Here is a 21,129-nt window from a genome sequence, read left to right as displayed (position 1 = left end):
GGGCCCGGCGATTATAGGGGGCCTGGGATTTCGCCGCTGCCGTCGTGATGATTTGGCTCGCCTTCGCGCCGCGCGTGCCCCCAGAAAGCCGGCAGGAAGACCTCGCCCACCAGGATCGCCAGGGGACCGCGCCGGAACACCGAGCGCCGGGCCCAGCAGGGCGTGGTGGCCGCCCCTGCGGGCAGCCAGGCCAGCGGATAGCGACAGGCTTCCAGCGGCCCGCGCACGAAGGCCGGGGCCTGGAACAGCCAGTGGCCGAGGGGGCGCTCGCCCAGCGCCGCCAGGTCGAAATCCGCCGCGTCCAGGGCCTCGCGCGCCGCCACGCTGCGGGCGAAGACCCAGGCTTCGCCAGCACCGCGCAGCCAGACCTCGCGCACCCAGCCAGGGCTGGCCGGCGGCACCTCCAGCGCCTGGCACTCGTCCGGCCGCAGCGCTTGCCAGCCTTCGGCGATCACCTCGACGGCGAAGCGCCCGCCACTGAGGGCGGTCAGGCGTTCGGTGAGAGAGCCGCGGTCGGCATAGAGCCAGCTGTACGGCGCCTCGGCATAGTCCGGCTCCGCGCCGGCCGCCGCCTGGGTCCGCCAGCGCGGGGCGCCGTCAGAGGCCCCAGACATTGCCCAGGGTGCTCAGCAGGGAGGGCTGGGTACCTTGCTTGCCGAGATAGCCAAGGATCACCTGGGCGAACTGGCTGGTCATGCCGCTGTGCATGCCCAGGGCGTTGAAGGTCTTGTCGACGTCCTGACGGCTGTCGACATTGCCCAGCAGGCTGCCCAGCGGACTCTGCTTGGCGTCCTGACCACCACCGCCGAGCAGACTGCCCAGGCCGCCCAGTTGCGCCAGGCCGCCGGTGGCATTGGCGCCGGCCAACTGATCCAGTCCCGGCACGGCCTTGGCCAGCTGGCGATAGTCGTTGCCCACCAGCTGATTCTTGGCCAGGCCGAGCAGGGCGCCGGTGCCGCCCACCGCCTGTTGCGGGGTGACGTTGAGCTGGCTGGTCAGCGCCTGCAGCAGGCCCTGGGCCTGGGGTGTGGCCGCCGCGGCGGCGGTGGCCTTGGCGTTGTTGTTGCCATTGGCGCTGTTGTAGGCGTTGACGGCGTCATTGAGGTTGAAGGCGAACACCGGGCTGGCGGCGAGCATCAGCGGCAGGGCGAGAACGGACAGACGCATGGGCGGACTCCAGCGGATTGCGTGAAAGGTCAGAGGATAACCCGGCGGCGATGACCACAGACTGAACGGCGTCCCTGCAGGGAGCGGACGCTGCGGTTATTATCGCCGTTTTGCCGGGAGAACCGCGATGCTCAACGGGTTGTGGCTGGGCTTCTTCATCGTTGCCGGGATCAGCGCCTTCGGCCAATGGCTGGTCGCCGGCAACGCCGGGGTCTTCGCCGCCATGGTGGAGAGTCTGTTCGCCATGGCCAAGCTGTCGGTGGAGGTCATGGTGCTCCTGTTCGGTACCCTGACCCTCTGGCTCGGCATCCTGCGCATCGCCGAAAAGGCCGGGCTGGTGGACGCCCTGGCGCGGCTGCTCGGGCCGCTGTTCGCCCGGCTGATGCCCGAGGTGCCGCGCGGTCATCCGGCATTGGGGCTGATCACCCTCAACTTCGCCGCCAACGGTCTGGGCCTGGACAACGCCGCCACGCCCATCGGCCTCAAGGCCATGCGCGCCCTGCAGGAGCTCAATCCCAGCAGCACCACGGCGAGCAATGCGCAGATCCTCTTCCTGGTGCTCAACGCCTCTTCGCTGACCCTGCTACCGGTGACGGTATTCATGTACCGCGCCCAGCAGGGCGCCACCGATCCGACCCTGGTGTTTCTGCCGATCCTGCTGGCCCACACCTGCGCCAACCTGGTGGGGCTGTTCTCGGTGGCCTTCATGCAGCGGCTGAAGTTGTGGGATCCGGTGGTGCTGGCCTGGATCGGCGGCGGCGCCCTGGCCTTCGGCGCCTTCGTCGCCTTTCTCTTCACCCTGACCGCCACGGCGCTGGCCGGGTTGTCGTCGCTGCTCGGCAACCTGACCCTGTTCGGCATCATCCTGGCGTTCATGATCCTTGGCGCCCTGCGCAAGGTGCCGGTCTACGAAGCCTTCGTCGAAGGCGCCAAGGAAGGCTTCGACGTCGCCAAGTCGCTGCTGCCCTATCTGGTCGCTATGCTCTGCGCGGTGGGGGTGCTGCGCGCTTCCGGCGCCCTGGAAGCCGTTCTCGAAGGCATCCGCCATGCGGTGACGTTCCTTGGCTGGGACACCCGCTTCGTCGAGGCGCTGCCCACCGCCCTGGTCAAGCCCTTCTCCGGCAGCGCCGCCCGCGCCCTGCTGATCGAGACCATGCAGACCCACGGCGTGGACAGCTTTCCGGCACTGGTGGCGGCGACCATCCAGGGCAGTACCGAGACCACCTTCTATGTGCTGGCGGTGTATTTCGGTGCGGTGGGCATCCAGCGCGCCCGCCATGCGGTGGGGTGCGCCCTGCTGGCGGAATTCACCGGGGTCACGGCCTCGATTCTGATCTGCTACTGGTTCTTTGGCTGAGCTTTGGGCTCCAGCTCGACCATCCACTCGTCCTGCACCATGCGCCGCTGGCGGCGCGTGGTCAGCTGCTGGGTCTGCCAGTCCTCGGCGATCAGCGCGCAGTAGTGGCCGTCGTGCTGGCCGAGGCGGAAGCGCCGACGTACCCCGATGGGGTCGTGATCCGAGCCGTAGAAGGCCACCGCGCGGATCTCTAGGCCCTCGAACACCCAGCCCTCGGGCGGGCGGTGGTCTTCCAGCGTCAGGCCGTTGTACTCGGCGGCGCGGCGGATCAGGCCCTGGAAGGTGCCGATGTGGGTGAAGTCGCCGGTGTTGAGCGGGCCCTGGTGAGTGGCCTGGCCCAGCACCAGATCGGGATCGACGTCATCCTGGCCACTCTCGCGGATGTCGGTGACATCCGTGTAGAGCGTCTCGCGATTGGTCTTGAGGATCACCGTGAGCTGGTTGATGAACACCGGCTCGGCGCTCATGTTGGACAGCAGGCAGAGGGCGCCCACGCCCTTGCCGGCGCCGCGGTTGATGATCAGCCGCGGCTGGCGCTGGCGCTTGTAGTTGTTGAGCAGGAGCTGCGCATAGAGCACCCAGACGCCCAGGGTGCAGCACTGGGCAAAGAGCGTGAGGACCTGGGAATTGTCTTTTAACCACTGGAACATGGGAGCACTTCGCTGAACGGAATGACCATCGGAAATACCGTTCGGGTTCCAGGTTCCACCGCTTCGCTGACCAAAGGGCGGCGCTGAGAACATCGCCACAGCTGGAGCGTCCAAGCCTGAGAGGTCATCACGCCAAGGAAAACTGCCATGCTGCGTCTATCGCTCCTCTGCTGCACCGCTCTGCTGAGCACCGCCGTGCTGGCCGAACCCCTGTCCTGCGATCAGCTCAAGGCCGACATCGAGGTCAAGATCCAGTCGGCCGGGGTGACCGCCTATACCCTCGAAGCGGTCCCCAATGCCGAGGTGCGCGATCCCAACATGGTGGTGGGCAGCTGCGCCAACGGGACCTACAAGATCCTCTACCAGCGCAACGACTGAACCCCCGGACCGGGAGACAGACCGTTCATCCGCTGGATGCTTGTACAGTTCCGCTTGGCTTAGTACTGTTTGCGCATACAGTATTTAGCCAAGAGGGTAATGCCATGTCGCCGTTCGCCCGGATTCGCCAAGCTCTGTCCCTTGCCCAGCCCGCGCCGCGCTGGATGGAACGCGAGGATTTCCTGCGCATGAGTCGCCAGCTGCGCGAGCAGAAGGGTCGCCCGCTGACGGTCCGCACCCAAGACCGCAGCCAGGACGACTGGCTCAGCGTGCCTGCCTAGTAGCCCTTCGCCTGACCGTGCCGGCCGCTCTGCCAGCCGCGGTCAGAAGGGCGAGCAGATGCCGCGCTCGGAGCTCACCAGTTCGCGCGGGCCGTCGTAGAGAGTGATCTGGCCCTGGCCAAAGGTGTTCTCGGCCTCCAGGCGATAGCGCCGGCCGGCCTGGAAGTCTGGGTAGTCCAGTTCCAGATAGCACTGGATCTGCAGCGGTTCGCGCCAGCCGAAGCGCGAACCGAAGCCACCGCCGCCATAGAGTTCGTAGCGATAGCTCACCTTGAGGCTGTGGCTGCCGGGAGTGAGCTGGAAGTAGCGGCCGTCGTCGAGACGCTTGCCGTCCTGGGCCTCGGCCAGCAGCGAGGCGCCCACCGCGGGTTCGCGCAGCACCAGATCGACCCACGCCTGGTGGGGATCCTTGGGGGGCAGCGGCGTGGTGCAGCCGCCGAGCAGGAGCAGCAGGGGGACCAGCAGGCGCAGACGCATGGACGGCGACTCGCGACAGGGAGATCAGCCGAGTCTACACGTCGCCGCAACGACTGGCAGTGCTGCGCGCCACTTCCTGGTTGCGCTCGTCATAGAGGCGCGCCCAGGGCCGCCAGCCGGTCTGGCCGGCTTCCAGGCGATAGCGCTCGCCCGCGGCGAAGGCCTTGTAGTTGAGGGTCACCAGGCAGGTGCGCGCCAGCGGATCGGCCACCTGGGCGCCGATGTTGGTGGGCTGCACCTCGAACTGGTAGCGTACCTGCAGATCGTGGCTCCCCGGCCAGACCTGGAAGTAGCGCCTGTCTTCGAGATCCTTGCGGTCGGCGCGCAGGGCTTCCAGCTTGGCCTTGCCGTCGCTGTCCAGATCGATCCAGGCCTGCGCCGGATCCGGCTTGGGCAACGGCCACAGGGAACAGCCACCTAGGAACAGCACAGGCAACAGCAGGCACAGTCTACGCATGACGGCTACAACTCCGGGCAGGGAAGGGCGCGCCACCCAGCCAGGCACCCTGCCTGCGCAACGCACGAGCCGCTGGCTGGCGCTGCTGTCCCTCGTGATCGGACTGAGCGGTTGTACCTCGGTCGGGTACTACGGTCAGATGGTACAGGGCCAATGGGCGCTGATCCGTGATCGCGAGCCCATTGCGACGGTCGTCGCAGATCCCGCACGACCCGCCGCCCTGCGCGAACGCCTGGCTGCCGCGGCGGCGGCCAGGCGCTTCGCCAGTGCCGAGCTGGCCCTGCCCGACAACGCCAGCTATCGCAGCTTCGTCGAGCTCAGGCGGCCCTTCGTGCTGTGGAACGTCTTCGCCACCGCCGAATTCTCCACCCGGCCCACCACCCACTGCTTTCCCATCGCCGGTTGCGTGGCCTATCGCGGCTACTACCAGGAAGCCCGGGCGCGAGCCGAGGCGCAGCGTCTGCAGGCCGAGGGCCAGGACACCTATGTCGGCGGCGTACCGGCCTATTCGACGCTGGGCTGGTTCAGCGATCCGCTGCTCAGCAGCATGCTGCGCTGGGACGACGACCAGGTGGCGGCGACGATCTTCCACGAACTGGCGCACCAGCGCTTCTATCTGCCCGGCGATACCGCCTTCAACGAGTCCTATGCCACCTTCGTCGAGGGCGAAGGCCTGCGGCAATGGCGCGCCAGTCGCGGTCTACCCCCGCCGGATGCGGGGCGCGAAGCCCGCTACCAGCAATTCCGCGCCCTGCTGCTGACCACCCGCGCCGACCTGGCCCGGCTCTATGCCCAGCCATTGACGGCCGAGGCCAAGCGCGCGGCCAAGGCCCGGCGCTTCGCGCAGTTGCGCAGCGATTACCAGCGGCTGCGCGCCACCCCGGACTGGCGGGACGACCGCCGCTTCGATGGCTGGATGCAGCAGCCGCTCAACAATGCGCGGCTGGTGCCCTATGGCCTGTATGAACAGTGGGTGCCGGCCTTTGCCGCCCTCTATCGACAGCACCCGGGCAACTGGCCGGCCTTCTTTCATCGGGTCCGGCTGCTGAGCGAGCGCCCGGCGGCCGAGCGCGAGCAGGCGCTCAGGGCGCTGCTCGGGCCGGAGACAGGCTCTCAGTCCTAGCGCGGAGCCCGCCAGTTGGACCAGGCGGCGACCAGACCCAGAGCAGCCGCCAGGGCCAGTCCCAGCCGCGGGGCCAGGCTGCCATCCAGATGCAGCAGCAGCGCCAGGGCCGCGGCGCCCAGGGCCATGCCGGTCTGCCGCGCCGTGGCCTGGACACCGCCGGTGGCGCCATTGCGACCGGCCGGGGCGGCGGTAAGCATGATCCTGTTGTTGGGCACCTGAAAGAAGCCGAAGCCGATGCCGCCGAGGATCAGGCAGGGGATCAGCAGGGCGGTCGAGCGCTCCAGCGGCATCACCGCGGCGGCCGCCAGACCCAGGGCGATGCCCAGACCGCCGAGCATGCACAGCCGCTGCGGCGGATGGCGGTCGGCCAGGCGCCCTGCCACCTGCGCCGAGACGGCCACGGTGAGCGGCCAGGCCAGCATCAGCAGAGCCACCTGCAAGGGCACCAGTCCGAGCTGGTGCTGCAGATAGAAGGGCAGGGCGAGAAAGCAGAGCATCTGCGCGGCAAAGGAGCAGACCGAGGCCAGCACCGAATGGCGCATGGCCGGCAGCCCCAGCAGATCGACCGGCAACAGCGGCGCCGGCAGACCGCGCTCGCGGCGCACCAGCAGCACCAGGCTGGCGGCGGCCAGCAGCAGCAGACCCACGCCCTGCAACGGCGCGGCGCCGAGGCGCTCCAGACCGCCGATGCCGGCGCAGAACAGCAGGGCGTTGAGCAGCACGCTGAGGGGATCGAGGCGGCGCTGCGCACGGGGGCTGTCGGGCAGGTTGTGCACCAGCAGCGCGATCAGCACCGCCACGGGCACATTGACGGCGAACAGCCAGGGCCAGCCACCCAGGGCCAGGATGGCGGCGCCCAGGCTGGGTGCGGCGGCCGACCCCAGGGCCACGCAGAGGGCATTGATGGCGATGCCACGCCCGAGGCGGTCGCGCGGATAGGAGAGGCGGACGATACCGGCGCTGACGCACATGATGGCTGCAGCGCCCACCCCCTGTAGCGCCCGCGCAGCCACCAGGCTGGCGAGATCCGGCGCCAGGGCGCAGCCCAGGGAGGCCAGGCCGAAGATCCCGACCCCGGCGGCGAAGACCGGCCGCAGACCGTGACGCTCGGCCACCGCGGCCAGCGGAAACAGCAGGGCCACCAGACTCAGCTGATAGGCGCTGACGATCCAAACCGCCGCCGCCGCCGAGACGTCCAGGGCCTCGGCGATGCTGGGCAGCGCCAGGTTGGCGATACCGCTGTCCAGCACCGTCATGCTGATGGCCAGCAGCAGGGCGGCCACGGCACGATAGCGGCGGGGCAGGGGCAGGCCGTCGGTGACAGCGGTGGCGGTGCTCAATCCTCGACCTTCACGTGCTGGTCGCTCTCGCCGAGCTTCCAGTAGCCGGCCGCCTTGACCCAGTCCCGCGGCAGTCCCTTGGCCAGCAGCGCCTGGCGCGCGGCGCGGGCTTGGGTGGCCTCACCGGCGATCCAGGCATAGCCTTCACCGGGCGGCAGCTCCAGCTGCTCCAGGGCCTGCACCAAGGCCTCGGCCGCGGTCTCGCGATAGACCCAGCGGATCTCGGCGGCGGCGGCCGTCGGCAGGGCGATCTCCAGGCACGGACGGGCCACTTCGGCAATGACTACTACCCGGACGCCGGCTGCCAGCTGTTCCAGACGGCGGGCGATGGCGGGCAGGGCGGTCTCGTCGCCGGCCAGCAGGTACCAGTCGAAATCCTCGGGCGGCACCAGGGCGCCCTTGGGTCCACCGATGATCAGCTCGGCACCCGGCTGCGCCTGGCGCGCCCAGGTGGTCAGCACCCCGGCTTCATGCAGGTAGAAGTCGATGGCCAGTTCGCCACGGGCGGCATCGTAGTGGCGCGGCGTGTAGTGACGGCCCACCAGCTGTTCGGGGCTGGCGGCGCGAATCGGCGTGGTGTCGGCGGGGACGAAGAGCTTCACGTGCTCGTCGAAGGCCGCGCTCTGGAAATCGGCCAGGTCGCTGCCGCCAAAAGTCAGGCGCAGCAGGTCGCCACCGAGTTCTTCGCGGCGGACGACGGTTGCCCAGCGGCGCTTGAGATCGAAGCGCACGCGCTGGAAAAGGTGAGGGGCACTGGCATCGCCCTCGCGGCTGTGAAAAGATGTCGCCATTGCGGAGGTACCATTCATTGAGGTTCCTCACTATATTCGAGGTAAGCAGCTTCCATGTCAACCGCCGCCGCCATTGCCGAAGCCCTGATGGATCTGAAACGGCAGATGCGCCAACAACTGGATGAGACCCTCAAGGCCTCCGGACTTTCCTTTGCTCGCTACAAGGTGCTCAAGGTGCTGGAACGCCTGGGCCCCTGTCGTCCGGGCGAGGTCGCCGAACAGCTGCGCCATGCGCCGCGCACCCTGACCGATGCCTTCGATGCCCTGGAACGCGACGGTCTGGTCCGGCGCGAGCCCCATCCCCAGGATCGCCGGGCGCTGCTGGTCCATCTCACCGAGCAGGGTCGCCATGCGCTGGACCAGGCCCAGGTGCCGCGCACCCAGGCCCTGGAAGCGGTCTTCGCGCCGCTGGACGCCAGCGAGCAAGCGCAGTTGCTGGCCTATCTGGAACGGGTGCGGATCCGCAATTGAGCGGCGGGCGAACTCCGCAGCGGTCGTCGCGCTCGAAAGAAGGACCCTACCGAGGAGAGCCCTTCATGAGCGACCAGCGTTCCGATGCCCATTTGGGCAAGACCCCACCCAACGAACCCGCGCTCGACGAAGCCGGGCGGCCGGTGGACGTGGTGAAAAAGGACATGGAACAGCCGGAATCGACGCCGACCGATGGCATCGACAAGGTCATCACGCCCACCGATATTAAGACCAAGGAGCAGGAAGCCGAGGAGATCAGGCGCAAGACCGCCGAGGTCGAGCGCAAGCTGGAACGCTGATGCTCCACGTGGAACCTCGGGCCAGCCGGGGCTGCCGCGCCAGCGGTCCTGGCCGGTCATAGTCCGTACCAGGGCCCGTCATAGCGATTTTGAACGGGTCAAAAGCAGGTGGGCGCTTTAGCCTGGACGCGGATCATCTCCCTTCAGTGTCAGGAGCTGCCTTGGACCAGACTGCCTTCATCGAGCAACTCGCCCGCGAGGGCTTCCAGCCGCCGGTACTGGTCGAGCGCGAGGCCCTGGGCCGCCTGGACTCACATGCTCATCCTTTCGAAGCCAAGGCGCTGGTCGTCCAGGGCGACTTGCACATCCGCACGGCCATAGGCGAGCGCCACTATGGCGTTGGCGAGGTCTTCCACCTAGCCGCCCACGAGCCGCACTCGGAGCGCTTCGGTGCCGAGGGCGTGCGCTATCTGGCAGGTCGGTGCCCGGCCTAGCCTTCGCTGTCGTTCTTCTCGATGTCCTTGCGCTGGCGATTGAGGATCACGCAGCCGTAGATGCCGCCGCCCAGCAGCAACACGGCGAGGATGGAAAAGAGGGTCATGAAGAGGGAGTCGTTCATCGTGCTCTCCGAAAGCGAGGTCGGAGCAGTCTAGCGATTCGGCCTGTCACTGCGAACGGCCTTTATGACGCGGTGTTGCCGATGCCAGGCGGCACCGGCAGGCATCTCAGACCCTTAGCCTTCGAGCGTGGCGTTCAGGTTGATCTTGGCGCCCTTGAGCACCTTGGACACCGGGCAGCCTTCCTTCGCCTGGTTGGCGATGGTGGTGAACTGCTCCTGGGTGGCACCGGGGATCTTGGCCTTCATGGTCAGATCGATGGTGGTGATCTCGAAGCCGTCGCCGACCTTGTCCAGGGTCACGTCGGCCTTGGTCTCGATGCGCTCGGGGGTCAGACCGTTCTGGCCAAGCAGCATGGAAAAGGCCATGGAGAAGCAACCGGCATGGGCCGCGCCAATCAGTTCCTCGGGATTGGTACCCGGGGTATCTTCGAAACGGGTGTTGAAGCCGTAGGCATTGTCCTTGAGCGCGCCGCTCTCGGTGGAGATATGGCCCTTGCCATCCTTCAGACCGCCTTGCCAGACCGCGGAAGCATATTTCTTCATGGATCGTCTCCGGTTGTGGATGAGAATTCATCTAGAACCAGACGGCAGCCAGTAAGTTCGTTGCAGTCGATCCGGGACCCGCGTGGTCAACCCTTTTCGACCATCCCTGGAGGCCCCCATGAACTATCGCAATCTAGGCCGCACCGGTCTGAAGATCTCGCCCCTCTGCCTCGGCTGCATGACCTATGGCGTCCCCGAGCGCGGCAATCACCCCTGGACCCTGCCGGAAGACCAGAGTCAGCCGCTGCTGAAGAAGGCGCTGGATCTCGGGATCAACTTCTTCGACACCGCCAACAGCTACTCCGACGGCACCAGCGAAGAGATCGTCGGCCGCTTTCTCAAGGCCAACGCCGTGCGCGAGGAGATCGTGCTGGCGACCAAGGTGTACTTCCCGCTACGTGACAAGCCCAACGTCGGCGGCCTGTCGCGCAAGGCCATCTTCGCCGCCATCGACGCCAGCCTGCAGCGGCTGGGCACCGACTATGTCGACCTCTACCAGATCCACCGCTGGGACTACCACACCCCCATCGAGGAGACCCTCGAAGCCCTGCATGACGTGGTCAAGGCGGGCAAGGCGCTACACATCGGTGCGAGCAGCATGTATGCCTGGCAATTCGCCAAGGCGCTGCACACGGCGGAACGCCATGGCTGGACAAAATTCGCCACCATGCAGAACCACCTTAATCTGCTCAATCGCGAAGAGGAGCGGGAGATGCTGCCGCTGTGCCGCGACGCCGGCATCGGCGTGATCCCCTGGAGTCCGCTGGCCCGCGGCCGCCTGACCCGCGACTGGGACGCCAGCACCGCGCGCACCGAAAGCGACGCCTTCGGCAAGACGCTCTATACCGCCAGTGAGGAATCCGATCGGCAGATCGTCGCCGCCGTGGCGCGCATCGCCGAAGCCCGTGGCGTCCCTCGTGCCCAGGTGGCCCTGGCCTGGCTGCTGCAGAAGCCCGGGATCGACGCACCCATCGTCGGGGCGTCCAAGCCGCAGCATCTGGAGGATGCGGTGGCGGCGCTGGAACTGCGTCTGAGCGAAGAAGAGATCGGTGCCCTCGAAGCGCCCTATGTGCCGCACCCGGTGGTGGGGTTCAGCTGAGGCGGGGGCTTGCCCTCACCCCGGCCCTCTCCCGGAGGGAGAGGGGGAAGAGCGGGATGGCGCGGGGAATGAGTTCCGGCGCTCAGGCCGTCACGAAGCTTGATCTCTGGGCTTTAGCTCCCCTCTCCCTCAGGGAGAAGGGCCGGGGGTGAGGGCCCCTTCACTCCGACCTCGACTTTTCAGACTGTCCCTGCCCACGCGCGAGGAGTCGCTAGCTCCCCTCTCCCTCGGGGACAGGGGACGGGGGTGAGGGCGTCCGGACTCAGGCGTACTGGTCGGCGATCTGGCGTTCGGCGTTGGCCAGGGCCGCGTTCTTGGCTTCGTCGCCATAGGCCAGGCCTTCGGCGCGGACGATCTGGACATCGGTGATGCCGAGGAAGCCCAGCAGCAGCTTCAGATAGTCTTCGTGGGCGATGCCGGTGGGCTTGCCGGCATGGATGCCGCCCGCGGTAGCGACGATGATCGCCTTCTTGCCTTCACAGAGACCCACCGGACCGGCTTCGCTGTAGCGGAAGGTGGTGCCGGCCACGGTGATGCGGTCGATCCAGGCCTTGAGCTGGGTCGGGATGGTGAAGTTGTACATGGGGGCGCCCAGCACCAGGACATCGGCGGCGAGGAATTCCTGCAGGGCGCGGGCATTGCGCTCGGCTTCGTCGCGCTGTTCGGCGCTGCGCTGCTCGGCCGGGGTGGCACCGGCGGCCAGGCTGGCGGCGGAGAAGTGCCCCAGGGCGTCGTGGGCGAGGTCATGGTAGCTGACCTCCAGTCCGGGGGTAGCGGCCTTGAGGGCGGCGACCACCTTGGCGGTCAGGGCACGGGAGGCGGAGTGATCACCGAGGATGCTGGAATCGATGTGCAAGAGTTTCATGTGCGGTAGTCCTGTAGGGTTCGACGCGATGAGCCCAGGCTACCGATAAGACGATCGGCTGATTAGTCGCCTAGAATGCGATGCTTCGTCCCATGGATAGGACAATCGTCCATGCAAGACCTCAATGATCTCGCCTACTTCGCCAAGGTGGTGGAAGCCGGTGGCTTCGCCGCCGCCGGAAGGCTGCTGGGCATTCCCAAGTCGCGGCTGTCCCGGCGCATCGCCGAGCTGGAGACCCGCCTGGGCGCGCGGCTGTTGCAGCGCACCACCCGCACCCTGACCCTGACCACCCTCGGCGAGCGCTACCTGGTGCACTGCCAGGCGCTGCTGCGCGAGGCGGAGAGCGCTGCCGAAACGGCGGCCAGCCTGTCCAGCGAACCCCGTGGACCGCTGCGGGTGTCCTGCCCGGTGGCCCTGGCCCAGGATTACCTGCCCGACGTCGTCACCCGCTTCCTGCAGCGCTATCCCCAGGTGCAGCTGGAGATGGTGCTGGTCAATCGGCGGGTGGACGTGGTCAATGAGGGCCTCGATGTGGCCCTGCGGGTAAGGGACGTCGACGACGTGGAACCGGGGCTGATAGTGCGCCGCTTGCGCCAGGCCTCCGGAGTGCTGGTGGCCGCACCCGCCTTTCTCGTCGGTCGCCAGCTGGATGCGCCGGAGGCTCTGCTGGGCGTCCCCCTGCTCGGCGCCCTGGAGCTGGATCGCCGGGTACACCTGCGCATGGTCGGCCCCCATGGCCAGCGCCGTGAGCTGGTGCTGGAAGCCCGACTGGGCATCGACGACTTCAGCGTACGCAAGACCGCTGCCCTGGCGGGTCTCGGCTACACGATGCTGCCATTGCTCTATTGCGAATCCGAACTGGCCGAGGGCCGCCTGCAGCGCCTGCTGCCGGACTGGTCGTTGCCCGGCGGCCATCTGCAGGCCGCCTATGCCCACAGGCGCGGCCAGTTGCCGGCGGTACGTGCCTGGCTGGAGCACCTGGAGGACAGCTTCCGCGATCAGGGCGGGATGCCCGTTTAGACCACCGTCGCCCAGGCCGAGGCGAGCAGCAGCGCCGCCATCCCCAGGTTGAAGCCGCGCCAGGCGCGGCGCGATTTCAGGCCCTGCGCCGCGACCCGGCCGAGCAGGGCCCAGAGGCCCAGGCAGGGTACGGACACCAGCAGGAACACCAGGGCCAGCACCAGCACCTGGTGCCAGAGATCGGCACCGGGTTCGGCATAGACGGTCACCACCGCCAGCGCCATGCTCCAGCTCTTGGGGTTGAGCACCTGCAATCCGGCGGTGCCGCCGAAACCCAGGCGGGCACTATCGTCCGCAACCGCGGGCGCCCCTGCGCGGGCCAGTTGCCAGGCCAGCCAGCTCAGCCAGAGCACCCCGGCCCAGGCCAGGGCGCGCTGCCAGTCGGGGTGTTGCGCCAGGGTTTGGCCGAGTCCGAAACCCACCACCAGCACCAGGGCCACCGCGCCCAGGCTGCCGCCCAGCACCAGCGGCAGGCTGGCCCGGGCGCCATGGCGCGCGCTGTGGCCGAGGATGAGCACATTGGTCGGCCCCGGGGTGATGGAGGCGACCAGGGCGAACAGCAGAAAGGGCAGCAGGGACATGGGAGACTCCCGAGAGGACTGAGCCACCAGGGTCGCAAGCCTTGCTGCTAGCGGTCTGGAAGATTCGAGCAGCGCGCGCGATAGGCCGCCGGGGTCAGGCCATAGGCGCGGCGGAACCAGCGCCCCAGGTGACTCTGATCGGCGAAGCCCAAGGCGGCCGCGGTCTCCGCCGGCGACAGGCCGTCGGCCAGCAGGCGGCGTGCCCGCGACAGGCGCAGCTGCACCAGATAGGCATGGGGCGCCAGGCCGAAGGCGGCCTTGAAGGCGCGAGTCAGGCGGAATCTGTCCACCCCGGCGGCCCGGGCCAGCTCCTCAAGGCCGATGTCTTCGTGGTGATGGGCATGCAGGAAGTCGCGGGCGCGCAGGGCCACCTGGGGCAGCCGCGGATCGCCGGTCTGGGGCGCGCGCCATTGCAGTTGCGGCAGGAGGCGCAGCAGCAGGGCATCCAGCGCGCTCTGGCGGACGATACGCAATTCCGGACGACTCAGGACCTCATGGGCCCAGGCCACGGCGCGATGCAGCTCGGCCTGCTCCACCAGGGTCCGGGCGAAGCCGGGTTCGCCCAGGGGCCGGCCGTCGCCATGCAAGCCCTGCAGCTCGCGCGCCAGCCACTGGGGATCGAGATAGAGCATGGAATAGGTGAAGCCTTCGGCCTCCGGCGCCTGGCCGTCGTGCAATTCGCCGGGCTCCAGGAGGAAGACCTGGCCGGGGGTGCTCAGGTGGCGCTGGCCGCGACAGTGGAATTGCTGCAGACCCTGCTCGGTGTAGCCCACCAGATAGGCGTCGTGCCAGTGCGGGTCATAGGCATGGCCCTCGAAATGGGCGCGCAGGGTCTCGATGCCGGTCTCGGCGTCCTGCTGCAGCTGGATCCAGTGATCGTCGGCCATGGCGAGAGAAGGGGGCTTTCGGGCCTTTCAGTCTAGTTACTGACCTGATGTCGGTCTGGAAGATTCGTGCAGCCTAGTGTGGCGTTTCAGAAGTTCGCGCAAGAGTTGGCGAGTGATTTTTTGCGGTTCGGCGTTCCGACTTGGGCTAGGCGCCGCGACGAGTCATAGCAGGGCTATGGCGAGGAGTGGCAACGCCGCTCAAGCCGAAAAAGCGCCGCCAACATTGTGCAGTTAATTTCTGAAACACCACACTAACGTCCCAGCCGCGCGGGCAGCTCCCGTGCCAGGTAGCGGATCAGCTCCGACAATCGGCGCGGCACGTGGCGCTGCTGGCGGTGCACCGCATAGATGGCCGCCGCCGATGCCTCGTGATCGGTCAGCAACGGCACCAGAGCGCCGCTGGCGATCAGCTCGGCCACGTCCCATTCCGATCTCAGGATCAGTCCGTGGCCCTCCAGCGCCAGGCGTACCACCACCTCGCCGTCGTTGCTGCTCAGGCTGCCGCGGACCTTCTGGGCGAAATGCTGGCCGCCTTTGGTGAAGCGCCAGACGGCGTAGTCGCCGGCGTCCTGGCGCAGCACCAGGCAGTTGTGGTGCGCCAGGTCGGCCACGCTTTCCGGCACGCCGGCCCGAGCTAGGTAGCTGGGGGCGGCGCAGAGCAGGCGGCGGTTGTCGAGCAGGCGATGGGCGATGACCCGGGCGTCCGGCGGCTCGCCGACGCGGATATCCAGGTCGAAGGGACCGTCCAGCAGATTCACCGGATGGCTGGAGAGGTGCAGATTGAGCTCCAGCTCGGGATGACGGCGAGCGAAATCCGACAGCAGTGGCGCCAGGTGGCGGCGGCCGAAGCCAAAGGTGGCGTTGAGATTGAGCGCGCCACTCAGGGGCGCATCGGGTCGGCCGACCGCGGCCTCGAGATCCTCCAGCTGAGTCAGCAGCGGGCGCGCGCCTTCCAGATAGCGCAGGCCTTCCGGGGTCAGGTCCAGCCGTCGCGTGGTGCGGCGGATCAGCTGCACGCCCAGCCGGCGCTCCAGGGCGGTGAGTCTCTTGCTGACGGCCGCCAGCGACAGGCCCAGTTCCCGGGCGGCGGCGGTCAGGCTGGGGTGGCCAGCCAGGCGGACAAAGAAGGCGAGGTCATCGGCGGACAAGATTCTTGATTCCAGGTTAAGAATGGCTTTCCCTGCGGCGGGATTGTACGCCCCTGGCGCAGGACTACACTGGGTCCATCTCATCCAGACTGCCGGAGAACGTCCATGCAAGCGTCCAAGCCCTACAAGATCGCGGTCATCGCCGGAGACGGCATCGGCAAGGAAGTCATGCCCGAAGGCATCCGCGTGCTGGACGCCGCCGCCCGCCGCTTCGGACTCTCGCTGCAGTGGGACCACTTCGACTTCGCCAGCGCCGAGTACTACCAGGCCCATGGCAAGATGCTGCCGGACGACTGGTTTGAGACGCTCAAGGACTACGACGCCCTCTATTTCGGCGCCGTCGGCTGGCCGGACGTGGTACCCGACCACATCTCCCTCTGGGGCTCGCTGCTGCAATTCCGCCGCCGCTTCGACCAGTACGTCAACCTGCGGCCCTGCCGGCTGATGCCCGGGGTCAAGGCGCCCCTGGCCAATCGTCAGCCGGGCGACATCGACTTCTATGTGGTGCGCGAGAACACCGAAGGTGAGTATTCCAGCGTCGGCGGCATCATGTTCGAGGGCACCGAACGCGAGGTGGTGATCCAGGAAACGGTGATGACCCGTCACGGCACCGACCGCATCCTCAAGTTCGCCTTCGACCTGGCCCAGCAGCGGCCGCGCAAGAAGCTGACCTCGGCCACCAAATCCAACGGCATCGCCATCACCATGCCCTGGTGGGACAGGCGCGTGGAGGAGATGGGCAAGGCCTATCCGGAGGTGGCGGTGGACAAGTTCCATATCGACATCCTCACCGCCAACTTCGTCCTGCACCCGGACTGGTTCGACGTGGTGGTGGCCAGCAACCTGTTCGGCGACATCCTCTCCGACCTGGGTCCGGCCTGCACCGGCACCATCGGCATCGCGCCCTCGGCCAACATCAACCCGGAGCGCACCTTTCCTAGCCTGTTCGAGCCGGTGCACGGCTCGGCGCCGGACATCGCCGGGCGGGGCATCGCCAATCCCATCGGCCAGATCTGGTGCGGCGCCATGATGCTGGAGCACCTCGGCCATGCCGAGGCCGGCGCTGCCGTGGTGGCGGCCATCGAGGCGGTGCTGCGCCAGGGGCCCGAGCAGGCGCCCCTGACCCGCGACCTCGGCGGCCAGGGCACCACCGAAAGCCTGGGGCAAGCCATCGCCGCGGCCCTGGCCTGAGATGGACGGCTTCTTCGCGGGTTTCGAACAGCGGCGGCTGGATATCGACGGCGTCGAGCTCAATTGCCGCGTCGGCGGCCAGGGCCCGGCGCTGCTGCTGCTCCACGGCCATCCCCAGACACTTGTCATGTGGCACAAGGTAGCGCCGCGGCTGGCCGAGCGCTTCACCCTGGTGGCCGCCGATCTGCGCGGCTATGGCGACAGCGCCAAGCCGGAGGCGGGTGCCGAGGCGTACAGCAAGCGCACCCTGGCGCGGGACAACGTCGAGCTGATGCGCCGGCTGGGCCATGAGCACTTCGCCGTGCTGGCCCACGACCGCGGCGCCCGGGTCGCCCATCGCCTGGCGCTGGATCATCCCGCGGCGGTGGAACGCCTGCTGCTACTGGACATCGCGCCGACCCTGGCCATGTATCGGCAGACCGACGAGGCCTTCGCCCGCGCCTACTGGCACTGGTTCTTTCTGATCCGCCCGGCGCCGCTGCCGGAGCGGTTGATCGAAGCCGATCCGGAAGGCTATCTCAAGGGCGTGATGGGTACCCGCAGCGCCGGCCTGGCGCCCTTTCCGCCTGAGGTGCTGGCCGAATACCTGCGCTGCCTGAGCCTGCCCGGCACCGCCCGTGGCATCTGCGAGGACTATCGCGCCAGCGCCGGGATCGACCTGGCGCATGACCAGGCCGATCTGGATGCCGGGCGCCGGCTGGAATTGCCGTTGCGCATACTCTGGGGCGCGGATGGCACCGTGGGGCGCTGCTTCGATCCCCTCGCCGAATGGCGTCAGGTGGCCACCCAGGTCAGCGGCCGCGCCTTGCCGGGCGGGCATTACCTGGCGGAAGAGCTACCGGATCTGGTGGTAGAGGAGGCCCTGGCTTTCTTTGGTTGACGCGGTGAATGCAAAGGAGTGTTGCGTCATCTGGCTGTAACAAAGTGTGACGTTATCGAGGTCGAGCGGGTCTATTCGTGAAATTTTCGTGAAAAGAGACCTCGATGAACGCTCCACTCTTCGCTTCCACCTGGCAGTGGCGCCGCCTGGCGCTTTGCCAGGGACTGGCTCTGGGCCTGTTGCTGCTCTGGCTGATTCCGGGTGTGCGCAGCCAGCTGCTGGCCTTCGATGCCGGGTTGTTCCACGCCCTCAACGCGCCCCTAGCGCAGTCCACCGCCTGGCTCTACCTCTGGACCTTCTTCAGCCTGAGACCGGTGGATGCCCTCGTTGGCCTGATCCTGCTGGCGCTCCTGGTCCGTGGCGGCTGGGCCTATCCGGCCTGGCAGGTAAGGCCGGCGTTGGCGGCCTTCATTGGCCTGCTGGTGATCCTGCTGATCGTGCGAACGCTGTTGACCAAGGGCATCGAAACCTGGGGCCTGCAGCATTCCAGTCCGTCCGATGTGCTCTCGGGCGCCTATCTGCTCAGCGATCGCTTTCCCGGGCTGGAGCACGGCTGGGAATTGAAGGACAGATCCGGCGCCAGCTTTCCCGGCGACCATGCCTCGGTGCTGTTGCTCTGGGCCCTGTTCATGGCTCATTTCACCAGTGGCGGACGCCGGCTGGTGGTGGCCGCGCTGGCCGTGCTGTTCATGCTGCCACGCCTGGTGGCCGGCGCCCACTGGGGCTCGGATGACTATATCGGCGGCCTGGCGCTGGCCCTAGCCGTCATCAGCCTGGGCCTGCATACGCCGCTGGCGGCCGTCTTCGCCCGCCAGGGTGAGCGCCTGCTGACGCCGCCGTTGCGGAGTCTGGGCCGGTTGCCGCTGCTGGGTCGGCTGAGTCTGCTGCGGCCCTAGCGCCTGCTAGCCGCGCGGCTGGGCCAGGGCTGGCAGCAATTGCTGGTCGATGGCCTGGCGCACCGCCGGCAGCAGCGCCGCGCTGCCGGACAGCAATTCCTGAATCAACTGCCGCAGGGCCTGGGCGCGCTCCTGGTTGAGGCCCGTCACCGCCTGGCGGCAGGCCTCGTCCGCGGTGGCCGCGGGCGTCACGTTGAAACCCAGCGCACGCAGGCGGTCGCGGAAGTCGTCCTGGTCGATCAAGTCGGCGATCATCATGGTGCTGCCCTCTCCGGTGGAATGCCTGGATTCTCCCATCGGCGTCGCAGACGGCAAGCCGGGCTGGCGTCGCCGCATAGCCGGATGTCGTTTTTGGAAAGCGCCGCGCCCGCCAGCCAGGCAATGTAGATTTATTACGACGTCATGCCCGGACAATCTGCCGCAGGGTCAACAGCGACGTTCGCCGTTAGAATGGCGCCTATCAACGACATTTTCCGGTTGTTCGCCACCAGAGCTGAGCAACCCCGGTTACACACTGAGGCCCATCAGGGCGTTTGAACCTCTTCCGTCTCCAGCGGTTGAGGTTTTTTTTTGTCTTTTGCTAGGTCAGCAGGGAGCAGGGCGCCCAGTTCGCCCACGAGAAAGACTTCCAAGGCTTCGCGCAAGGCCTCGGCCCGCCGACCCCGGGCGCGCAGGGCGCCGTGCAGCAGACCGGCGCCTTGCCACAGGCGACCGGGCGTTCCGCCGGCACGCAGGGCAGCGGCATAGGCGCGGCCATGATCGGCCAGGGGATCGCGCCGGGCCACGGCGACAAAGGCCGGCGCCAGGCCACTGCAATCGGCAGCCTCCAGGGGCAGGGCGAGAGGTTCCCGGCGCAGCGCCGGGCGGGGCAGATAGACATCCAGACATGCCCGCCAGTCGGCGGCGCTCAGCAGCGGCGCCGCGACCTGCCGGCGTTCGCTGGGCAGCACCCGCGCGGTCAGTGCCGGATAGATCAGCGCCTGGGCCCGGGGCTGGGCACGGCCCTGCTGCCGCAGCGCCAGGCACAGGCCGGCGGCGAGATTGCCGCCGGCACTGTCACCGGCCACCGCCAGCCGGGTCGGGTCCAGCCCCAGGGTCGGGGCTTCCCGCTGCAACCAGTCCCAGGCCTGGCGGGCATCGTTCAGAGCGGCGGGATAGGGATGCTCCGGCGCCAGGCGATAGTCCACCAGTAGCACCGCCAGCCCCAGTCGCCGCGCCAGCCGCGCCGCAAGAAAACCGTGGGAATTCAGATCGCCGAGCATCCAGCCTCCGCCATGTAGATAGAGCAGGGCGGGGCGGTCAGCGGTGGACTCCCGCGGCGCCACCAACCGCAACGGCACGTCGCCGGCGCGGTGATCGCTGACCGCCAGGCCCTGATAGTCCGCCGGTGCCAGGGCGGCGCAGAGCCGCGTATAGGCCTGGCGTTGGGCCTGGATATCCGGATCGGCCGTGGCGAAGGCCTGGCTGGCCGCGACGAAGGCGGCCATGTCCGCTGACAGCGGTGGCTGGCTCATCGTTGCAGCACGCGAATCCTGGAATGCAATTCGTCTCTGTCGACATAGCAGCCCTGGAAGTGGCGCGCGCCGCTGGCAGGGTCGAATTCATCCCTGGCATGCAGGGCGCGTCTGTTGTCGAAACACCACAGCTGACCCGCTTCGAGTCGGTGTCGATAGCGGAAGCGATCGTCGCGCGTCAGGGCGATGAAGCGACGGTAGGCGCGGTAGAGCAACGGCATGGCTGCGGGCGGGGTACTGAAGGGGCCACGCAGGAAATTCGCCATGCGGATTTCCGTCACCTCCTGGTTTTCGTCCAGGGCAATGATGGGCGCCTGGTAGCGATAGTCAGAAGACCTGCCCCGATTGCGGAATTCGATGGGCAGGCTGGTGAGGATCTCGAAGGACTGCGGGTCTTCTTCCCTGAGCACTTCCGCCAGTTTGAAACCATCGACGAAGGTGCTGCTGCCGCCGCGTGCGTCGTTGACCAGGCAGTGCAGGAATTGCAGACCGGGTTGCAACTCGCGGGTCGGCAGATCGGTATGCAGCGGGAGGTTGAAGGCGGTGTAGGCGTTGCTGTCCGCACCGACCTTGGACTGGACATCGAAGAGCGTGCCGAAATTGCTTTCCCGGATGAAGGAAATGCGTTTTGCCACGGGGACGAGCGCGCCGCTTTCGGTAGGCACGCCGTGGATCAGGGACAGGCCGGTATCTCTCACCATCAGCAGCCAGGCCAGCAGCGCGGTGTCGTCGGCCATTATGTCGGTGTAATGGAAGGCTGGTACAGCCAGGCTGCTGTCCCAGAGCCTTTTCTTCGGCTTCAGCCGTTCCCGTTCAGCGAGGGATTCCTCGTCATAGGCGTGGGCGCGCAACCAACCCGCGTCGTAGGTACTGGCATGCCCGTCTTGCCAGAGGATGTCCAGATTGCCGTCGTCCGTGAGGGTCACCCGGGCGGCCTGAATGTCTTCGGGAATATCCAGGATCTCGACGACCTGCTCGCGGGTAACGGAATAGACACAGCGCGAGCAGGGGCAGTTGTCCCTGAGCCAGAGCAGATGGTAAGGACTGGTTCGGCCATCCAGCCAGTGAACGGTGACATGGGTATCGTCGCCTCGGGCACTGCCTATCGGGCTGATGACTTTATAGGTACTGAAGTCGGCGATGGCGCTCATG

General features: G+C 67.5%; 28 protein-coding genes. 12 read left to right on the top strand and 16 right to left on the bottom strand.

Features of this window, described 5'->3' with window-relative positions:
• Nucleotides 1-11: 11 nt before the first annotated feature.
• Both EC839_RS13420 and EC839_RS13415 read right to left on the bottom strand, forming a co-directional pair.
• Complete coding sequence (locus EC839_RS13420; protein ID WP_007160214.1) at nt 12-614, bottom strand: chorismate lyase; 603 nt, start codon at nt 612-614, stop codon at nt 12-14.
• Nucleotides 598-1,167, bottom strand: a complete 570-nt coding sequence (locus EC839_RS13415; protein ID WP_007160215.1) for a DUF2780 domain-containing protein — start codon at nt 1,165-1,167, stop codon at nt 598-600. Before EC839_RS13415 ends, EC839_RS13420 begins: the two co-directional genes overlap by 17 nt.
• 127 nt (nt 1,168-1,294) lie before the next feature.
• On the opposite strand from EC839_RS13415, the gene EC839_RS13410 reads away from it, so the two are divergent.
• On the top strand, nt 1,295-2,524 hold the full coding sequence (locus tag EC839_RS13410) for a nucleoside recognition domain-containing protein (protein WP_007160216.1): 1,230 nt from the start codon (nt 1,295-1,297) through the stop codon (nt 2,522-2,524).
• Here EC839_RS13410 and EC839_RS13405 read toward each other — a convergent pair.
• Nucleotides 2,506-3,174, bottom strand: a complete 669-nt coding sequence (locus EC839_RS13405) for a hypothetical protein (RefSeq protein ID WP_007160217.1) — start codon at nt 3,172-3,174, stop codon at nt 2,506-2,508. The two genes, EC839_RS13410 and EC839_RS13405, sit on opposite strands and share 19 nt — an antisense overlap.
• A 147-nt stretch (nt 3,175-3,321) precedes the next feature.
• On the opposite strand from EC839_RS13405, the gene EC839_RS13400 reads away from it, so the two are divergent.
• Together EC839_RS13400 and EC839_RS24170 are read left to right on the top strand one after the other, a co-directional pair.
• Entirely contained in the window at nt 3,322-3,552 is a 231-nt protein-coding gene (locus EC839_RS13400; protein WP_007160218.1) for a DUF1161 domain-containing protein, read from the top strand.
• 104 nt (nt 3,553-3,656) lie between these two features.
• Nucleotides 3,657-3,833 (top strand): hypothetical protein, encoded by a 177-nt coding sequence (locus tag EC839_RS24170; RefSeq protein WP_007160219.1) that lies wholly within the window; start codon nt 3,657-3,659, stop codon nt 3,831-3,833.
• A 42-nt stretch (nt 3,834-3,875) separates the two neighbouring features.
• Here the strand turns inward: EC839_RS24170 and EC839_RS13395 are convergent, their stop codons facing one another.
• Together EC839_RS13395 and EC839_RS13390 are read right to left on the bottom strand one after the other, a co-directional pair.
• Nucleotides 3,876-4,310, bottom strand: a complete 435-nt coding sequence (locus EC839_RS13395) for a hypothetical protein (protein WP_007160220.1) — start codon at nt 4,308-4,310, stop codon at nt 3,876-3,878.
• A gap of 34 nt (nt 4,311-4,344) precedes the next feature.
• Complete coding sequence (locus tag EC839_RS13390) at nt 4,345-4,767, bottom strand: hypothetical protein (RefSeq protein ID WP_007160221.1); 423 nt, start codon at nt 4,765-4,767, stop codon at nt 4,345-4,347.
• On the opposite strand from EC839_RS13390, the gene EC839_RS13385 reads away from it, so the two are divergent.
• The gene (locus tag EC839_RS13385) at nt 4,766-5,890 is read left to right on the top strand and encodes an aminopeptidase (protein ID WP_132832643.1); all 1,125 of its coding nucleotides are present in this window, start codon (nt 4,766-4,768) and stop codon (nt 5,888-5,890) included. The genes EC839_RS13390 and EC839_RS13385 overlap by 2 nt on opposite strands.
• Here the strand turns inward: EC839_RS13385 and EC839_RS13380 are convergent.
• Nucleotides 5,887-7,233, bottom strand: a complete 1,347-nt coding sequence (locus tag EC839_RS13380; RefSeq protein WP_007160223.1) for an MFS transporter — start codon at nt 7,231-7,233, stop codon at nt 5,887-5,889. The two genes, EC839_RS13385 and EC839_RS13380, sit on opposite strands and share 4 nt — an antisense overlap.
• Nucleotides 7,230-8,024: a siderophore-interacting protein gene (locus EC839_RS13375; RefSeq protein ID WP_007160224.1), complete on the bottom strand. Its 795-nt coding sequence runs from the start codon at nt 8,022-8,024 to the stop codon at nt 7,230-7,232. The genes EC839_RS13380 and EC839_RS13375 overlap by 4 nt, the downstream gene beginning before the upstream one ends.
• Nucleotides 8,025-8,078: 54 nt before the next feature.
• On the opposite strand from EC839_RS13375, the gene EC839_RS13370 reads away from it, so the two are divergent.
• From EC839_RS13370 to EC839_RS13360, 3 genes are all read left to right on the top strand, one after another.
• Entirely contained in the window at nt 8,079-8,495 is a 417-nt protein-coding gene (locus EC839_RS13370) for a MarR family winged helix-turn-helix transcriptional regulator (RefSeq protein ID WP_007160225.1), read from the top strand.
• A gap of 65 nt (nt 8,496-8,560) precedes the next feature.
• The gene (locus EC839_RS13365; RefSeq protein WP_007160226.1) at nt 8,561-8,794 is read left to right on the top strand and encodes a hypothetical protein; all 234 of its coding nucleotides are present in this window, start codon (nt 8,561-8,563) and stop codon (nt 8,792-8,794) included.
• A 161-nt stretch (nt 8,795-8,955) separates the two neighbouring features.
• Nucleotides 8,956-9,228 (top strand): hypothetical protein, encoded by a 273-nt coding sequence (locus EC839_RS13360; protein WP_007160227.1) that lies wholly within the window; start codon nt 8,956-8,958, stop codon nt 9,226-9,228.
• Here the strand turns inward: EC839_RS13360 and EC839_RS24540 are convergent.
• Both EC839_RS24540 and EC839_RS13355 read right to left on the bottom strand, forming a co-directional pair.
• A complete protein-coding gene (locus EC839_RS24540) occupies nt 9,225-9,353 on the bottom strand; it encodes a hypothetical protein (RefSeq protein ID WP_007160228.1) in 129 nt (42 codons plus the stop codon). The genes EC839_RS13360 and EC839_RS24540 overlap by 4 nt on opposite strands.
• Before the next feature lie 114 nt (nt 9,354-9,467).
• Entirely contained in the window at nt 9,468-9,896 is a 429-nt protein-coding gene (locus tag EC839_RS13355) for an OsmC family protein (protein WP_007160229.1), read from the bottom strand.
• Between the two features lie 118 nt (nt 9,897-10,014).
• Between EC839_RS13355 and EC839_RS13350 the strand changes: the two genes are divergently transcribed.
• Entirely contained in the window at nt 10,015-10,995 is a 981-nt protein-coding gene (locus EC839_RS13350; RefSeq protein ID WP_007160230.1) for an aldo/keto reductase, read from the top strand.
• Between the two features lie 262 nt (nt 10,996-11,257).
• On the opposite strand, the gene EC839_RS13345 is transcribed toward EC839_RS13350, so the two are convergent.
• Complete coding sequence (locus EC839_RS13345; RefSeq protein ID WP_007160231.1) at nt 11,258-11,860, bottom strand: NAD(P)H-dependent oxidoreductase; 603 nt, start codon at nt 11,858-11,860, stop codon at nt 11,258-11,260.
• Nucleotides 11,861-11,971: 111 nt separating this feature from the next.
• Here EC839_RS13345 and EC839_RS13340 point away from each other — a divergent pair, with 111 nt between their 5' ends.
• On the top strand, nt 11,972-12,880 hold the full coding sequence (locus EC839_RS13340) for a LysR family transcriptional regulator (RefSeq protein ID WP_007160232.1): 909 nt from the start codon (nt 11,972-11,974) through the stop codon (nt 12,878-12,880).
• Here EC839_RS13340 and EC839_RS13335 read toward each other — a convergent pair.
• The 3 genes from EC839_RS13335 to EC839_RS13325 form a co-directional block, all read right to left on the bottom strand.
• Nucleotides 12,877-13,461 carry a LysE family translocator gene (locus EC839_RS13335; protein WP_007160233.1) on the bottom strand — a complete coding sequence of 195 codons (585 nt, stop codon included), beginning with the start codon at nt 13,459-13,461 and terminating at the stop codon, nt 12,877-12,879. The genes EC839_RS13340 and EC839_RS13335 overlap by 4 nt on opposite strands.
• A gap of 47 nt (nt 13,462-13,508) precedes the next feature.
• Nucleotides 13,509-14,348 carry an AraC family transcriptional regulator gene (locus tag EC839_RS13330; RefSeq protein WP_007160234.1) on the bottom strand — a complete coding sequence of 280 codons (840 nt, stop codon included), beginning with the start codon at nt 14,346-14,348 and terminating at the stop codon, nt 13,509-13,511.
• Nucleotides 14,349-14,599: 251 nt separating this feature from the next.
• Nucleotides 14,600-15,496: a LysR family transcriptional regulator gene (locus EC839_RS13325; protein WP_007160235.1), complete on the bottom strand. Its 897-nt coding sequence runs from the start codon at nt 15,494-15,496 to the stop codon at nt 14,600-14,602.
• A 105-nt stretch (nt 15,497-15,601) separates the two neighbouring features.
• Between EC839_RS13325 and EC839_RS13320 the strand changes: the two genes are divergently transcribed.
• The 3 genes from EC839_RS13320 (at nt 15,602) to EC839_RS13310 (ending at nt 18,463) form a co-directional block, all read left to right on the top strand.
• A complete protein-coding gene (locus EC839_RS13320; RefSeq protein WP_007160236.1) occupies nt 15,602-16,687 on the top strand; it encodes a tartrate dehydrogenase in 1,086 nt (361 codons plus the stop codon).
• 1 nt (nt 16,688) lies between these two features.
• Nucleotides 16,689-17,567: an alpha/beta fold hydrolase gene (locus EC839_RS13315; RefSeq protein ID WP_007160237.1), complete on the top strand. Its 879-nt coding sequence runs from the start codon at nt 16,689-16,691 to the stop codon at nt 17,565-17,567.
• Between the two features lie 104 nt (nt 17,568-17,671).
• Nucleotides 17,672-18,463: a phosphatase PAP2 family protein gene (locus EC839_RS13310; protein WP_007160238.1), complete on the top strand. Its 792-nt coding sequence runs from the start codon at nt 17,672-17,674 to the stop codon at nt 18,461-18,463.
• Nucleotides 18,464-18,469: 6 nt separating this feature from the next.
• Here the strand turns inward: EC839_RS13310 and EC839_RS13305 are convergent, their stop codons facing one another.
• The 3 genes from EC839_RS13305 to EC839_RS13295 form a co-directional block, all read right to left on the bottom strand.
• Entirely contained in the window at nt 18,470-18,721 is a 252-nt protein-coding gene (locus EC839_RS13305; RefSeq protein ID WP_007160239.1) for a hypothetical protein, read from the bottom strand.
• A gap of 266 nt (nt 18,722-18,987) precedes the next feature.
• Nucleotides 18,988-19,977, bottom strand: coding sequence for an alpha/beta hydrolase (locus EC839_RS13300; protein WP_256681067.1), 990 nt, complete (start codon nt 19,975-19,977; stop codon nt 18,988-18,990).
• On the bottom strand, nt 19,974-21,128 hold the full coding sequence (locus EC839_RS13295; RefSeq protein ID WP_007160241.1) for a gamma-butyrobetaine dioxygenase: 1,155 nt from the start codon (nt 21,126-21,128) through the stop codon (nt 19,974-19,976). The genes EC839_RS13300 and EC839_RS13295 overlap by 4 nt, the downstream gene beginning before the upstream one ends.
• Nucleotide 21,129 lies beyond the last annotated feature (1 nt).

This window comes from Pseudomonas sp. JUb52, from assembly GCF_004341115.1.
In the GTDB taxonomy this organism is placed as follows: domain Bacteria; phylum Pseudomonadota; class Gammaproteobacteria; order Pseudomonadales; family Pseudomonadaceae; genus Chryseomonas; species Chryseomonas oryzihabitans.
This window is presented reverse-complemented; position numbering and strand designations above follow the sequence as displayed.